The organism is Pseudomonas sp. P106(2024) (assembly GCF_057480815.1).
Window position 1 is genome coordinate 134,465 of sequence record NZ_JBLIYU010000004.1, and the last position, 14,279, is coordinate 148,743.

General features: G+C 63.4%; 14 protein-coding genes. 11 read left to right on the forward strand and 3 right to left on the reverse strand.

Going from position 1 to position 14,279, the window contains the following annotated elements; translation table 11 throughout:
- Positions 1-13: 13 nt before the first annotated feature.
- Positions 14-2,704 carry an alpha-ketoglutarate dehydrogenase gene (gene mdeB, locus AC25M7_RS09090; protein ID WP_486970958.1) on the forward strand — a complete coding sequence of 897 codons (2,691 nt, stop codon included), beginning with the start codon at positions 14-16 and terminating at the stop codon, positions 2,702-2,704.
- Positions 2,705-2,816: 112 nt separating this feature from the next.
- Here mdeB and AC25M7_RS09095 read toward each other — a convergent pair whose 3' ends face one another.
- Positions 2,817-3,254 carry a Z-ring associated ZapG family protein gene (locus tag AC25M7_RS09095; RefSeq protein WP_028689766.1) on the reverse strand — a complete coding sequence of 146 codons (438 nt, stop codon included), beginning with the start codon at positions 3,252-3,254 and terminating at the stop codon, positions 2,817-2,819.
- Positions 3,255-3,389: 135 nt separating this feature from the next.
- Between AC25M7_RS09095 and AC25M7_RS09100 the strand changes: the two genes are divergently transcribed.
- From AC25M7_RS09100 to zapE, 3 genes are all read left to right on the forward strand, one after another.
- Complete coding sequence (locus AC25M7_RS09100; RefSeq protein ID WP_486970959.1) at positions 3,390-4,025, forward strand: alpha/beta hydrolase; 636 nt, start codon at positions 3,390-3,392, stop codon at positions 4,023-4,025.
- 25 nt (positions 4,026-4,050) lie between these two features.
- On the forward strand, positions 4,051-5,400 hold the full coding sequence (locus AC25M7_RS09105) for a tryptophan--tRNA ligase (protein WP_028689764.1): 1,350 nt from the start codon (positions 4,051-4,053) through the stop codon (positions 5,398-5,400).
- 224 nt (positions 5,401-5,624) lie between these two features.
- Positions 5,625-6,719, forward strand: a complete 1,095-nt coding sequence (zapE, locus tag AC25M7_RS09110) for a cell division protein ZapE (RefSeq protein ID WP_028689763.1) — start codon at positions 5,625-5,627, stop codon at positions 6,717-6,719.
- Positions 6,720-6,751: 32 nt separating this feature from the next.
- On the opposite strand, the gene AC25M7_RS09115 is transcribed toward zapE, so the two are convergent.
- Positions 6,752-7,648: a GlxA family transcriptional regulator gene (locus AC25M7_RS09115; protein WP_167388431.1), complete on the reverse strand. Its 897-nt coding sequence runs from the start codon at positions 7,646-7,648 to the stop codon at positions 6,752-6,754.
- A gap of 257 nt (positions 7,649-7,905) precedes the next feature.
- Entirely contained in the window at positions 7,906-8,946 is a 1,041-nt protein-coding gene (locus tag AC25M7_RS09120; RefSeq protein ID WP_062364057.1) for an NADP(H)-dependent aldo-keto reductase, read from the reverse strand.
- A 257-nt stretch (positions 8,947-9,203) separates the two neighbouring features.
- On the opposite strand from AC25M7_RS09120, the gene rplM reads away from it, so the two are divergent.
- The 7 genes from rplM to AC25M7_RS09155 all read left to right on the forward strand — a co-directional run bounded on the left by rplM (position 9,204) and on the right by AC25M7_RS09155 (position 14,060).
- On the forward strand, positions 9,204-9,632 hold the full coding sequence (gene rplM, locus AC25M7_RS09125) for a 50S ribosomal protein L13 (RefSeq protein ID WP_008097538.1): 429 nt from the start codon (positions 9,204-9,206) through the stop codon (positions 9,630-9,632).
- Between the two features lie 14 nt (positions 9,633-9,646).
- On the forward strand, positions 9,647-10,039 hold the full coding sequence (gene rpsI / locus AC25M7_RS09130) for a 30S ribosomal protein S9 (protein ID WP_003260797.1): 393 nt from the start codon (positions 9,647-9,649) through the stop codon (positions 10,037-10,039).
- Between the two features lie 265 nt (positions 10,040-10,304).
- On the forward strand, positions 10,305-10,898 hold the full coding sequence (gene petA / locus AC25M7_RS09135) for a ubiquinol-cytochrome c reductase iron-sulfur subunit (protein ID WP_023628711.1): 594 nt from the start codon (positions 10,305-10,307) through the stop codon (positions 10,896-10,898).
- The gene (locus tag AC25M7_RS09140; RefSeq protein WP_028689760.1) at positions 10,898-12,109 is read left to right on the forward strand and encodes a cytochrome b; all 1,212 of its coding nucleotides are present in this window, start codon (positions 10,898-10,900) and stop codon (positions 12,107-12,109) included. Before petA ends, AC25M7_RS09140 begins: the two co-directional genes overlap by 1 nt.
- A complete protein-coding gene (locus tag AC25M7_RS09145; RefSeq protein ID WP_028689759.1) occupies positions 12,109-12,888 on the forward strand; it encodes a cytochrome c1 in 780 nt (259 codons plus the stop codon). The genes AC25M7_RS09140 and AC25M7_RS09145 overlap by 1 nt, the downstream gene beginning before the upstream one ends.
- A 116-nt stretch (positions 12,889-13,004) precedes the next feature.
- A complete protein-coding gene (locus tag AC25M7_RS09150) occupies positions 13,005-13,628 on the forward strand; it encodes a glutathione S-transferase N-terminal domain-containing protein (protein WP_028689758.1) in 624 nt (207 codons plus the stop codon).
- 12 nt (positions 13,629-13,640) lie between these two features.
- On the forward strand, positions 13,641-14,060 hold the full coding sequence (locus AC25M7_RS09155; RefSeq protein ID WP_062364059.1) for a ClpXP protease specificity-enhancing factor: 420 nt from the start codon (positions 13,641-13,643) through the stop codon (positions 14,058-14,060).
- The last annotated feature ends 219 nt before the right edge of the window (positions 14,061-14,279 follow it).

Here is a 14,279-nt window from a genome sequence, read left to right on the forward strand (position 1 = left end):
CGAGGCCTGCGCGATGGTAGCAATGATGAACCCGAACGAGCCGTTGACGGCCCTGGAAACCGCGCTGGACAGTGACCCCGGGGAAACCGCCGAGTGGTGCGAGGCCCTGTCCTCGACCCTGGCCCACTGCGGGCCGGCACGGGCGCGCTACCTGCTGCAGCGCCTGCAGGCCCATGCCCTGGAGCTGGGCCTGGAGCGTGAGGCCCAGGCCTTCTCGGCCTACCGCAACACTTTGCCGGTGGAGCAGCAGGGCAACTATCCGGGCGACCTGGAACTGGACGAGCGAATCACCGGCATCCTGCGCTGGAACGCCCTGGCCATGGTGGTACGGGCCAACCATGCCTACGGCGAGCTGGGCGGGCATATCGCCAGCTATGCCTCGGCGGCGGAAATCTTCGAGGTCGGTTTCCAGCACTTTTTCCGGGGCGAGGGCGGCGGCGCGCAGCGCAGTGGCGACCTGGTGTTCTTCCAGCCGCACTCGGCGCCGGGTATCTATGCCCGCGCCTTCCTTGAAGGGCGCCTGAGCGAGGCGCAACTGGCCAACTACCGCCAGGAGGTCGCGGCAAACGGCCTGTGCTCCTATCCGCATCCCTGGCTGATGCCTGACTTCTGGCAGTTCCCCACCGGCTCCATGGGCATCGGCCCGCTCAATGCCATCTACCAGGCGCGGTTCATGCGCTACCTGCAGCACCGCGGTCTGCTCGATACTTCGGCGCGGCATGTGTGGGGCGTGTTCGGCGATGGCGAGATGGACGAGCCGGAATCGATCGCCGGCCTGACCCTGGCGGCCCGCGAAGGCCTGGACAACCTGACCTTCATCGTCAACTGCAATCTGCAGCGCCTGGATGGCCCGGTGCGTGGCAACGGCCAGATCATCCAGGAACTCGAAGCGCTGTTCAGCGGCGCCGGCTGGAACGTGATCAAGGTGCTGTGGGGCTCGGAGTGGGACGCGCTGTTCGCCCGGGATCATGAGCATGCGCTGCTGCGCCAGCTGGCGGCGACACCCGACGGGCAATTCCAGACCCTCGGCGCCAAGGACGGCAGCTACAACCTCGAGCACTTCTTCAAGCAGAACCCGGCCCTGCAGCGCTTGGTGGCGCACATGAGCGCCGACGAGATCAACGCCCTCAAGCGCGGTGGCCACGATTTTCGCAAGCTGCATGCCGCCTATGCCGCGGCCAAGGCCTGCAAGGGCCGGCCGACGGTGATCCTGGCCAAGACCAAGAAAGGCTACGGCATGAGCAGTGCCGGTGAGTCGCGGATGACCGCGCACCAGGCCAAGAAGCTCGATGTTCAGGCACTGCTGGCCTTCCGCGACCGCTTCCACCTGCCGCTGTCGGACGAGGAAGTGGAGCAGTTGCGTTTCTACCGTCCGGCCGCCGACAGCCCGGAGATGATCTACCTGCGCCAGCGCCGCGAGGCCCTGGGCGGGCCGCTGCCGGTGCGGCGCAGCGACTGCGCCGGCCTGCCCGTGCCGGACCTGGACAGCTTCGCCGGCTTTGCCCTGCGCGCCGAGGGCAAGGAGATGTCCACCACCATGGCTGCCGTGCGCCTGCTTGGCAACTGGCTCAAGGTGTCGGGATTGGGGCCGCGGGTGGTGCCGATCGTCGCCGACGAGGCACGCACCTTCGGCATGGCCAGCCTGTTCCGCCAGATCGGCATCTACTCGCCCCAGGGGCAACGCTACGAGCCGGAGGACGCCGGTTCGCTGCTGGTCTACAAGGAAGCGCGCGACGGCCAGTTGCTGGAGGAGGGCATCACCGAGGCCGGGGCGATCTCTTCCTGGATCGCGGCGGCGACTGCCTATGCCGTGCATGGCGAGGCGATGCTGCCGGTGTACATCTATTACTCGATGTTCGGCTTCCAGCGGGTCGGCGACCTGATCTGGGCCGCCGCCGACCAGCGCGCCCGCGGCCTGTTGCTCGGCGCCACCGCGGGGCGTACCACGCTGGGTGGCGAGGGGCTGCAGCACCAGGACGGCTCGAGCCTGGTCATGGCTTCCATGGTGCCCAATTGCCGTGCCTGGGACCCTTGCTTTGCCGGCGAGCTGGCGGTGATCCTCGAGCATGCCGCGCGGCGCATGCTGGTGGAGCAGCGGGACGAGTTCCACTATGTGGCGGTGATGAATGAAAACTACCCGCAGCCGTCATTGCCCGAGGACGTGCACGAGGATGTGTTGCGAGGCATGTACCGGCTTGCCCGGCATGCGTCGGCAGCGTCCCGTGGCCAGGTACGGCTGTTGGGTTCGGGCACCATCCTGCGCGAGGTGATCGCCGCCGGCGAGTTGTTGGCCAGCGACTGGCAGGTCGACAGCGAGGTGTTCAGCGTCACCAGCTTCAGCGAGCTGGCGCGTGGGGCCAGGGATGCGCAACGCCTGGCGATGGCCGGGGAGCAGGGGGATTGTCACGTGCGTCGTTGCCTGCCCGGTGATGCCCCGGTGATCGCGGCCAGCGACTATGTGCGTGCCTGGCCGCAACTGATTGCCGAGTATGTACAGGCGCCCTACATCACCCTGGGCACCGATGGATTCGGGCGCAGTGATACGCGTCAACAACTGCGGCGGTTCTTCGAGGTGGATCGGCATGCCGTGGTGCTGGCGGCATTGTACGGGCTGGTGTGCCAGGGCGTGCTGCCGGCAGATGTGCTGGGGCAGGCAAGGGCGCGGTATGGGATTGGCGAGGAGGGGGCGGCCTGGTATCGGTGAGGTGATCTGGGCTGGCCCTGTCGCGGGGCAAGCCCGCTCCCACGGAGTGATATGTCTGGTAGATCACGCTCACAAAAAAGGCCTCTTTCGAGGCCTTCTTCATGTCATCGACTCAACGCTTGAGCCCGTAGCTCTCGTCGAGCATGCCCGGCGAATTCGGGGCCTTCGGTGCGTAGTCGCGCGGCACCTCGGCGGTGTCCTTCGGCGGGGTCAGGCGATCGCGCGGGCCTTGCGCGGCTTCCGAGTGCAGCGCGGCCAGCAGGCGCTGGCGGGTCAGCTCGTCCAGGGCCAGGCGGTTGGCGCCGTCGGCCAGGTGATCCTGGACGTCCTGGTAGCTCTGGGTCAGCTTCTTGACCAGCGAAGCGGTGCTGTTGAAGTGGGTCACCACTTCATTCTGGTAATTGTCGAAGCGCTGCTGGATGTCATCCAGCTGGCGTTGGGTGTTGCTCGGTGCCGCATTGGGCAGCAGGCGGGCCAGCGCGAAACCGACGACGACGCCGACAACCAGGGCCAGGGTCGGCAGCAACCAAACAAGGAGCGAGTGTTCCACGAGTCCTTCCTCTATAAACGGCTTTGCTTTACGTTAACGGCTCAGACCTGCGCTGTATACCGCGAGCGATCGCAAATCAGAACAGAATTCCTCAGCTAGACGAGTCGACCCTCCTCGAGGTCACGGAGTAGTGCCTTGCTTATCCGCGAAACACCCTTGTTCATCGATGGCCCGTGCGGCCAGCTGGAAGCCTTGTACCTGGACGTGGCCGACGCCCGTGGCGCGGTGCTGATCTGCCACCCCAACCCGGTCCAGGGCGGCACCATGCTCAACAAGGTGGTGTCGACCCTGCAACGCACCGCCCGTGACGCCGGCTACGTCACCTTGCGCTTCAACTACCGCGGTGTCGGCCATAGTGCCGGCAGCCATGACATGGGTGCCGGTGAAGTGGCCGACGCCGAGGCCGCTGCCGCCTGGCTACGCGCGCAGCATCCCGAGCTGCCCCTGGTGCTGATGGGCTTCTCCTTCGGTGGCTTCGTTGCCGCCAGCCTGGCCGGGCGCCTGGAGGCCGGGGGCGCGGCCCTGCAACACCTGTTCATGATCGCCCCGGCTGTGATGCGCTTGAGCGAGCAGTTCCCGCTGCCCGAGCGCGTCGCCCTCACGGTGGTGCAGCCGGACACCGACGAGGTGGTCGATCCGCAGCTGGTCTACGACTGGTCGAATGACCTGTCGCGCCCCCATGAGCTGCTGAAAGTGGCAGAATGCGGACACTTCTTCCATGGCAAGCTGACCGATCTGAAGGATCTGCTGCTGCCGCGCCTTTCGAACTGAGCCAAGCCTGAATAAGCGAACACCCATGACCACGCGCATCCTCACCGGTATCACCACCACCGGCACCCCGCACCTGGGCAACTACGCCGGCGCCATCCGCCCGGCCATCCTCGCCAGCCAGCAGCCCGGCGTCGACTCGTTCTACTTCCTGGCCGACTACCACGCCCTGATCAAGTGCGACGACCCGCAGCGCATCCAGCGCTCGCGCCTGGAGATCGCCGCCACCTGGCTGGCCGGCGGCCTGGATCCGGACAAGGTGACCTTCTACCGCCAGTCGGACATCCCCGAAATCCCAGAGCTGACCTGGCTGCTGACCTGCGTCGCCGCCAAGGGCCTGCTCAACCGCGCCCACGCCTACAAGGCTTCGGTGGACAAGAACGTCGAGGCCGGCGAAGACCCGGACGCCGGCGTGACCATGGGCCTGTTCAGCTACCCGGTGCTGATGGCCGCCGACATCCTGATGTTCAACGCCAACAAGGTGCCGGTCGGCCGTGACCAGATCCAGCATGTGGAAATGGCCCGCGACATCGGCCAGCGCTTCAACCACCTGTTCGGCCAGGGCAAGGACTTCTTCGCCTTGCCGGAAGCGGTGATCGAGGAAAGCGTGGCGACCCTGCCAGGCCTGGACGGGCGCAAGATGTCCAAGAGCTACGACAACACCATCCCGTTGTTCACCAGCGCCAAGGACATGAAAGACGCCATCTCGCGCATCGTCACCGACTCCAAGGCGCCGGGCGAGGCCAAGGATCCGGACAATTCGCACCTTTTCACCCTGTTCCAGGCCTTCTCCACGCCAGCGCAATGCGCCGCGTTCCGTGAAGAGCTGGTGCAGGGCCTGGGCTGGGGCGAGGCCAAGCAGCGCCTGTTCCAGCTGCTCGACGGCCAGCTGGCGGAAAAGCGCGAGCACTACCACCAGCTGATTTCGCGCCCGTCGGACCTGGAGGACATTCTCCTTGCTGGCGCCGCCAAGGCTCGCAAGATTGCCACGCCATTCCTCGAACAGCTGCGTGAAGCGGTTGGTCTGCGTTCGTTCCGCACCACCGTGCAAGCCACCACTGAAGTGAAGAAGAAGGCCGCCAAGACCGCCCGCTTCGTCAGCTTCCGCGATGAAGACGGCAGCTTCCGCTTCCGACTGCTGGCCGCCGATGGCGAGCAACTGCTGCTGTCGCGCAGCTTCGCCGATGGCAAGAGCGCCGGTGCGGTGAGCAAGCAACTGCAACAAGGTGGCGAGGCCGATGTACGGGTAGAGGGCCTGAGCTTCAGCCTGTGGCTGGAGGGCGAGCAGGTTGCCGACGGGCCGCAGTTCGAGGCCGCCGAGGCCCGTGACGCGGCCATCGCAAGCCTGCGCGAGGCCCTGGCGCCGCAGCAGGACTGATACGCCTACGCTGTAGGAGCGGCCTTGTGTCGCGAAAGGGGCGCGTAGCGGCCCCAGAATCTCTGTTTCATGCAGAACTGCCGGGGCCGCTTTGCGGCCCTTTCGCGACACAAGGCCGCTCCCACTAGGCAGGTAATGAGGCAAGTGGTCGCATGTATCATTGCCATCAGGCGGGCCGGTCGCTACAGTGACGGCCCGTTTTTTGTTGCCTCGCTAACGAAATCATGACTCCTCTAGAACGCTATCAAGCAGATCTGAAACGTCCCGACTTCTTCCATGATGCGGCGCAGGAAACTGCGGTGCGTCACCTGCAGCGCCTGTACGACGACCTGGTGCGCGCGCAGAACAACAAGCCGGGCGTGTTCGGCAAGCTGTTCGGCAAGAAGGAGCAGACGCCGGTCAAGGGTCTGTACTTCTGGGGCGGGGTAGGGCGAGGCAAGACCTACCTGGTCGACACCTTCTATGAAGCGCTGCCGTTCAAGCAGAAGATGCGCACGCACTTCCACCGCTTCATGAAGCGCGTCCACGAGGAGATGAAGACCCTCAAGGGCGAGAAGAACCCGCTGACTATCATCGCCAAACGCTTCAGCGAAGAGGCCAAGGTGATCTGCTTCGACGAGTTCTTCGTCTCCGACATCACCGATGCGATGATCCTCGGCACCCTGATGGAAGAGCTGTTTAAGAACGGCGTGTCGCTGGTGGCCACCTCCAACATCGTCCCCGACGGCCTGTACAAGGACGGCCTGCAGCGCGCGCGCTTCCTGCCGGCCATCGCCATGATCAAGCAGTACACCGACGTGGTGAATGTCGACAGCGGCGTCGACTACCGCCTGCGTCACCTGGAACAGGCCGAGCTGTACCACTTCCCGCTCAACGAGGCGGCCCACGAGAGCCTGCGGGCGAGCTTCAAGGCGCTGACCCCGGAATGCACCCAGGCCGTCGACAATGACGTGCTGATGATCGAGAACCGCCCGATCCATGCCCTGCGCACCTGCGACGACGTTGCCTGGTTCGACTTCCGCGCCCTGTGCGACGGGCCGCGCAGCCAGAACGACTACATCGAGCTGGGCAAGATCTTCCATGCCGTGCTGCTGAGCAACGTCGAGCAGATGGGCGTGACCACCGACGACATCGCCCGGCGCTTCATCAACATGGTCGACGAGTTCTACGACCGCAACGTGAAGCTGATCATCTCGGCCGAGGTGGAGCTCAAGGACCTGTACACCGGCGGGCGCCTGAGCTTCGAGTTCCAGCGCACGCTCAGCCGCTTGCTGGAAATGCAGTCCCACGAGTTCCTGTCGCGGGCGCACAAGCCGTAAGAATCCGGGGCTGCAAGCAGCCCCGGCGATTTTCAGGCCTCCTGCATGAACTGCTGCCGATACTGGTTCGGCGATAGCTCCGTATGCTGGCGGAACAATCGGGCGAAGAAGCTCGCGTCGTCGTACCCCACCTCATAGCTGATGGTCTTGATGCTTTTGCGCGTGCTCGACAGCAGGCCCTTGGCCGTCTCGATCCGTAGCCGCTGCAGGTAGTGCAGGGGCTTGTCGCCGGTGGCGCTCTGGAAGCGGCGCATGAAGTTGCGGATGCTCATGCCGTGGTTGCGGGCCACGTCCTCGAAGCGGAACTTGTCGGCGAAGTGCTCCTCGAGCCAGTGCTGGATCTGCAGGATGATCAGGTCCTGGTGCAGCTTCTGGCCGCCGAAGCCCATGCGCCCCGGGGTGTAGCTGCGCTGCACCTCGTAGAGGATGTCGCGGGCCACGGCGCGGGCCACGTTGGCGCCGCAGAAACGCTCGATCAGGTAGATGTACAGGTCGCAGGCCGAGGTGGTGCCGCCGGCGCAGTACAGGTTGTCGGCGTCGGTCAGGTGCTTGTCCTGGTTCAGGCGGATCTTCGGGAAGCGCTCGGCGAAGCTGGCGAAGAAGCGCCAGTAGGTGGTCGCCTCCTTACCATCCAGCAGCCCGGATTCGGCCAGCCAGAACACGCCGCTGGCCTCGGCGCACAGCACCGCGCCGCGGGCATGCTGCTCGCGCAGCCAGGGCAGGACCTGGGGGTAGCGTTGCAGCAGGTTGTCGAAGTCGTCCCAGAAGGCCGGCAGGATGATCACGTCGGCGTCGTTCAGGCCGCTGTCGACCGGCAGTTGCACGTTGCTGAAGCTGTCCACGGGCAAGCCGTCCGGGCTCACCAGGCCGATCTCGAACATCGGTTGCAGGCCCAGCCCCAGCTGCTTGCTGTAGCGCAGGCTGGCCAGGTGGAAGAAATCCTTGGCCTGCATCAGTGTCGAAGCGAACACTTTGTCCACGGCCAGGATACTGACGCGCCGCAAGGACGCGGAGGGTTGGGTAAACATCATTGTCATTGTTCTTATAGGGTAGAGTGGTCAATCACCGGCTGGATCGTCTTATTTTTTGGCGATTGTGTCTACCCCGCCAAAGTACGATCTCTCTCGGCGGGGCAAGCCCGCTCCCACGCATCCGCGCCGGGCTTGCCTGGTGACTCGGTAGCCGCTCAAGGCGCCGGGTTCGGCTGCTCCTGATGCACCGCCTCGATCGCTGCCACCAGCTCATCGCCCAGGTTCAGCGCTTGGCTGTCGATATTGCTGCGCAACTGATCGAGGCTGGTGGCGCCGATGATGTTGCTGGTCACGAAAGGCTGGCGCGTCACGAACGCCAGCGCCATCTGCGCCGGGTCCAGGCCGTGCTCGCGGGCCAGTTGCACGTAGCGGCCGCAGGCAGCCACGGTCTGCGGGTTGGAGTAGCGGGCGAAGCGGCTGAACAGGGTCAGGCGGGCGTTCGCCGGACGGGCGCCATTTTCGTACTTGCCCGAGAGCATGCCGAAGGCCAGCGGCGAATAGGCCAGCAGACCGCATTGCTCGCGGATCGCCACCTCCGCCAGGCCCACCTCGAAGCTGCGGTTGAGCAGGTTGTAGGGATTCTGGATCGACACCGCCCGCGGCCAGCCGCGGGTCTCGGCCAGGTGTAGGAACTTCAGGGTGCCCCATGGGGTTTCGTTGGACAGGCCGACATGGCGGATCTTGCCGGCGCGGACCTGCTCGTCGAGTACCTCCAGGGTTTCCTCCAGCGGGGTGAAGATGTCCTGGGGCAGGTGCTGGTAACCAAGTTTGCCGAAGAAGTTGGTGCTGCGTTCGGGCCAGTGCAGCTGGTACAGGTCGATGCGGTCGGTCTGCAGGCGCTTGAGGCTCTCGTCCAGGGCGGCGACGATGTGCTGGCGATTGTGTTTGAGCTGGCCGTCGCGGATGTGGCTGATACCGTTGCCGGGGCCGGCGACCTTGCTGGCCAGGATCCAGTCGTCGCGGTCGCCGTTGGCGGCGAACCAGTTGCCGATGATGCGCTCGGTGGCGGCGTAGGTTTCCGGGCGCGGTGGCACTGGGTACATCTCGGCGGTGTCGATGAAGTTGATGCCCCGGGCCTTGGCCAGGGCGATCTGGGCGAAGGCCTGGTCCTGGGTGTTCTGCTCGCCCCAGGTCATGGTGCCCAGGCACAGGGCGCTGACGTTGAGGTCGGTACGGCCGAGCTTGCGGTATTCCATCGGGAAGACGCTCCATGGCAAAGAGGCCCATAAAAGCAGGTTGAAATTTTTCCTGCAATCTGGATAATTCGGCCCCTCTCCGTGTGGCGGAAGTGATGCACCACCATGCAGGGGAACCCTTGTCGAACATTGGCGTGCCCGACCCGAGCCCCCAAAAGCGTCAGCGTTCGGCTGCGCGCTTGCCCTTGGCAAGTTGTGCACTATCCAGTAAGATTCGCCGTCTATTTTTCGCTGGGCGGCCTCTGAGGCTTTAGAGAATGAAAACTTTTACTGCTAAACCGGAAACAGTAAAGCGCGAGTGGTTCGTAGTCGACGCCGCTGGTCAGACCCTGGGTCGTCTGGCTACCGAAATCGCTAGCCGCCTGCGTGGCAAGCACAAGCCAGAATACACCCCTCACGTTGACACCGGCGACTACATCGTCGTCATCAACGCCGAGCAAATCCGTGTGACTGGTGCCAAGTCTTCCGACAAGATGTACTACTCCCACTCCGGCTTCCCGGGCGGTATCAAGGAAATCAACTTCGAGAAGTTGATCGCCAAGGCCCCTGAGCGTGTTATCGAAACCGCGGTCAAAGGCATGCTGCCGAAGAACCCGCTGGGTCGCGACATGTACCGCAAGCTGAAAGTGTACGCGGGTGCAGCTCACCCACACACTGCTCAGCAGCCTCAAGAACTGAAGATCTAACGGGATAGTTCATTATGTCGGCGACTCAAAACTACGGCACTGGCCGTCGCAAGACCGCAACCGCACGTGTATTCCTGCGTCCGGGCACTGGCAACATTTCCATCAACAACCGTTCTCTGGACGTGTTCTTCGGCCGCGAAACCGCTCGCATGGTTGTTCGCCAGCCGCTGGAACTGACCGAGACCGTTGAGAAGTTCGACATCTACGTCACCGTTTCCGGTGGTGGTGTCAGCGGTCAAGCCGGTGCAATCCGCCACGGCATCACCCGCGCCCTGATGGAATACGACGAAACCCTGCGTGGCGCCCTGCGTCGTGCTGGCTACGTCACCCGCGACGCTCGTGAAGTCGAGCGTAAGAAAGTGGGTCTGCGTAAAGCGCGTAAGCGTCCTCAGTACTCCAAGCGTTAATACCGCTTCGGCAGTCGAAAAAAGCCCGGTTCCTTTTTGGAACCGGGCTTTTTTTATGTCTTGAACTAACCTCTCTGTCAGTCCGTGGCCGTTTGTCGCATAGACACAGATCAAGCAAAGCGAGGGTTGTAGCCCGACGAGCGGGTAATCACCTTGTCAGCGTGTGGATTTGTTCCTTACCATTGCGGCCAATTTTTAGTGCCACAGACATACCTAAGTAGATGCCTGTTAGAGCAGGCCAAGCAAGCTGATGGGAGAGGACTGAATGAGCAATGACGGCGTCAACGCAGGCCGGCGCCGCTTCCTCGTAGCCGCGACATCCGTGGTCGGGGCAGCGGGGGCAGTGGGGGCTGCGGTACCGTTCGTGGGGTCATGGTTTCCCAGTGCCAAGGCGAAAGCCGCAGGGGCACCGGTGAAGGTCAATATCGCCAAGGTCGAGCCCGGCCAGCAGATGGTGGCCGAGTGGCGCGGTCAACCTGTATTCATCGTGCGGCGAACGGAAGAGATCCTCGGCAATCTGAAAAAGATCACCGGTGAGCTGTCCGACCCCGAGTCCAAGGCGTCGGTGCAGCCGACCTACGTCGATCCGCAAGTTCGCTCGATCAAGCCCGAGATCCTCATCCTGGTCGGCCTGTGCACTCACCTGGGTTGCTCGCCGACGTTCCGTCCTGAAGTCGCTCCCGCCGACCTCGGCCCGAAATGGGTCGGTGGCTATTTTTGCCCATGCCACGGCTCGCACTATGACCTGGCTGGCCGGGTCTACAAATCCCAGCCGGCCCCTCTCAACCTGCCAGTGCCACCGCACTCGTACGAGTCGGACGAAATCATCGTCATCGGCGTCGATCAGGAGAACGCATGATGAGCAAGTTCATGGAGTGGATCGATGCGCGCTTCCCCGCGACGAAGATGTGGGAAGACCATCTGAGCAAGTATTACGCGCCCAAGAACTTCAACTTCCTGTACTTCTTCGGCTCCCTGGCACTGCTGGTGCTGGTCAACCAGATCGTCACCGGCGTGTGGCTGACCATGAGCTTCACCCCCTCGGCGGAAGAGGCCTTCGCCTCGGTCGAGTACATCATGCGCGACGTCGAATACGGCTGGATCCTGCGCTACCTGCACTCCACCGGCGCCTCGGCGTTCTTCATCGTGGTCTACCTGCACATGTTCCGCGGGCTGCTCTATGGCTCCTACCAGAAGCCACGCGAACTGGTCTGGCTGTTCGGCATGCTGATCTACTTGGCGCTGATGGCCGAGGCGTTCATGGGCTACCTGCTGCCGTGGGGGCAGATGTCCTACTGGGGCGCCCAGGTGATCATCTCGCTGTTCGGCGCGATTCCGGTCATCGGTGATGACCTGACCCAGTGGATTCGTGGTGATTACCTGATCTCCGGCATCACCCTGAACCGCTTCTTCGCCCTGCATGTGGTGGCCCTGCCGATCGTGATCCTCGGCCTGGTGGTGCTGCACATCCTGGCGCTGCACGAAGTGGGGTCGAACAACCCCGATGGCGTGGACATCAAGAAGAAAAAGGACGAGAACGGCATCCCGCTGGATGGCATCCCGTTCCACCCTTACTACACCGTCAAGGATATCGTCGGCGTGGTGGTGTTCCTTTTCGTGTTCTGCGCGGTGGTGTTCTTCTTCCCGGAAATGGGTGGCTACTTCCTGGAAAAACCGAACTTCGAGCAGGCCAACGCCTTCAAGACCCCTGAGCACATCGCGCCGGTGTGGTACTTCACGCCGTTCTACGCGATCCTCCGTGCGGTACCCGACAAGCTGTTCGGGGTCATCGCCATGGGTGCGGCGATCGCCGTGCTGTTCGTGTTGCCCTGGCTCGACCGCAGTCCGGTGCGCTCCATGCGCTACAAAGGCTGGCTGAGCAAAATCTTCCTGCTGGTGTTCTGCGTGGCCTTCATCATCCTTGGTGTACTGGGCGTGCTGGCGCCGACACCAGGGCGTACCTTGCTGTCGCAGGTGTGCACGGTGCTGTACTTCGCGTACTTCCTGCTGATGCCGTTCTACACAAGGCTCGAGAAGACCAAACCGGTTCCGGAAAGGGTGACTGGCTGATGAAAAAGTTTATTGCAGTATGCTTGCTGGCACTGATGCCTGGCCTTTCCTTCGCCGCCGAGCATGGCCTGGAGCTGGACAAGGTCGATATCGACCTGACCGACAAGGCCGCGATGCAGGATGGCGCGCGTACTTTCGCCAACTATTGCATGGGGTGCCATAGCGCCAAGTTCCAGCGGTACGAGCGAGTCGCCGACGACCTGGGGATCCCGCATGAGGTGATGCTCGAGAACCTGGTGTTCACCGGCGCCAAGATCGGCGACCACATGAAGATCGGCATGCAGCCCAGCGATGCCAAGACCTGGTTCGGCGCAGCGCCGCCCGACCTGACCCTGGTCGCTCGGGTGCGTGGCAGCGACTGGCTGTACACCTACCTGCGCAGCTTCTACGAGGACAAGACGCGGCCATACGGGGTGAACAACAAGGTCTTCCCGAACGTCGGCATGCCCAACGTGCTGGTGGGCCTGCAGGGTAACCAGGTGATCGGTTGCAAGCAGGTGCAGACCGAGGTCGATGGCAAGAAGCAGTTCGACCCGCTGACCGGCAGCCCGCTGACCCATGAGGCGTGCGACCAGCTGACCGTGGAGGAGAAATCCGGTACCCTGACGGCCGAGCAGTTCGACGAGAAGGTCAAGAACCTGGTGACCTTCCTGGCCTATTCGGCCAACCCGGTCAAACTGGAAAGCCAGCGCATCGGTACCTACGTGTTGCTGTACCTGGCTTTCTTCTTCGTGTTCGCCTACTTGCTCAAGCGCGAATACTGGAAGGACGTGCACTGATCACGCAGTAGTTTCTGGTAGTTGAACGCGCCCGGGGGGCTCCAGCGATAGTGCTGGGGCGCCCCGGGCGCGTTTTCATTTAAGTTTTACAAGCATCCCGTGCGAGGAGGCGCTACATGGGCGCAACCAACAGGTTAGCCTGCTATTCCGACCCCGCTGATCATTACTCTCATCGGGTCCGCCTGGTGCTTGCGGAGAAAGGCGTCACGGTGCAGATCATCGATGTCGACGCCAATCGCCTGCCGCCCAAGCTGATTGAAGTGAACCCTTACGGCAGCTTGCCGACCCTGGTCGATCGCGACCTGGCGCTGTACGAATCGACCGTGGTGATGGAGTACCTCGAGGAGCGTTACCCGCACCCGCCGCTGATGCCGGTCTACCCGGTGGCCCGGGGCAACAGCCGCCTGCTGATGCACCGCATCCAGCGTGACTGGTGCGCCCTGGCCGACACCGTGCTTGATGCGCGCAGCAGCGAGGCGGCACGCACCCAGGCGCGCAAGGAGCTGCGCGAGAGCCTGACCGGCGTGGCGCCGCTGTTCGGCGAGATGGCCTGCTTCATGAGCGAGGAGCAAAGCCTGGTCGATTGCTGTCTACTGCCCATTCTCTGGCGTTTGCCGGTGATGGGTATCGAGTTGCCGCGGCAGGCCAAGCCGCTGCTGGATTACATGGAGCGACAGTTCGCCCGCGAGCCTTTCCAGGCGAGCCTGTCCGCTGCCGAACGTGAAATGCGCAAGGTTTAAGAGGAACCGTTGATGAACTCCAGTCGCCCCTATCTTGTTCGTGCGCTGTACGAGTGGATCGTCGACAACGATTGCACGCCACATATGCTGGTCAATGCCGAGTATCCGGCGGTCCAGGTGCCCCAGGGGTTCGCCAGCGATGGCCAGATCGTCCTGAACATCTCCCCCAGTGCCGTGCGCAGCCTGCACATGGATAACGAGGCGGTGAGTTTCGAAGGCCGTTTTGGCGGCGTTGCGCACTCGCTCTTCGTGCCGGTCGGCGCCATCCTCGGGATCTATGCCCGGGAGAACGGCCAGGGCATGGTCTTTGAACTGGAGCCGCCGTTCGAGGATGAGGATGACCATGAAGCTGAAGGCGTCGAGCCGGATGATGATGGGCCGCCCGAGCCACCACGCCCCACTGGCCGTCCGAGCCTGAAGGTGGTCAAGTAGGCGTTGGGCAGTCAGGCCGGGCAGGTTCGGCACCGCTGAAGATGTTTCGACGCCGATTGACTTATTGTAAGCAATTTCAGAAGCTCACGACTTGCAGCCGTAGGCTGCCTCCAGGCCTGAGGCCGAAGTAACTTGGCCAGGGGCGGGCGACCGCCTCTGGCTCGATAGGGCCTTGCGGCCGAGCAATGCAGCGACACACCGGTCGACCCAGGACGGGCG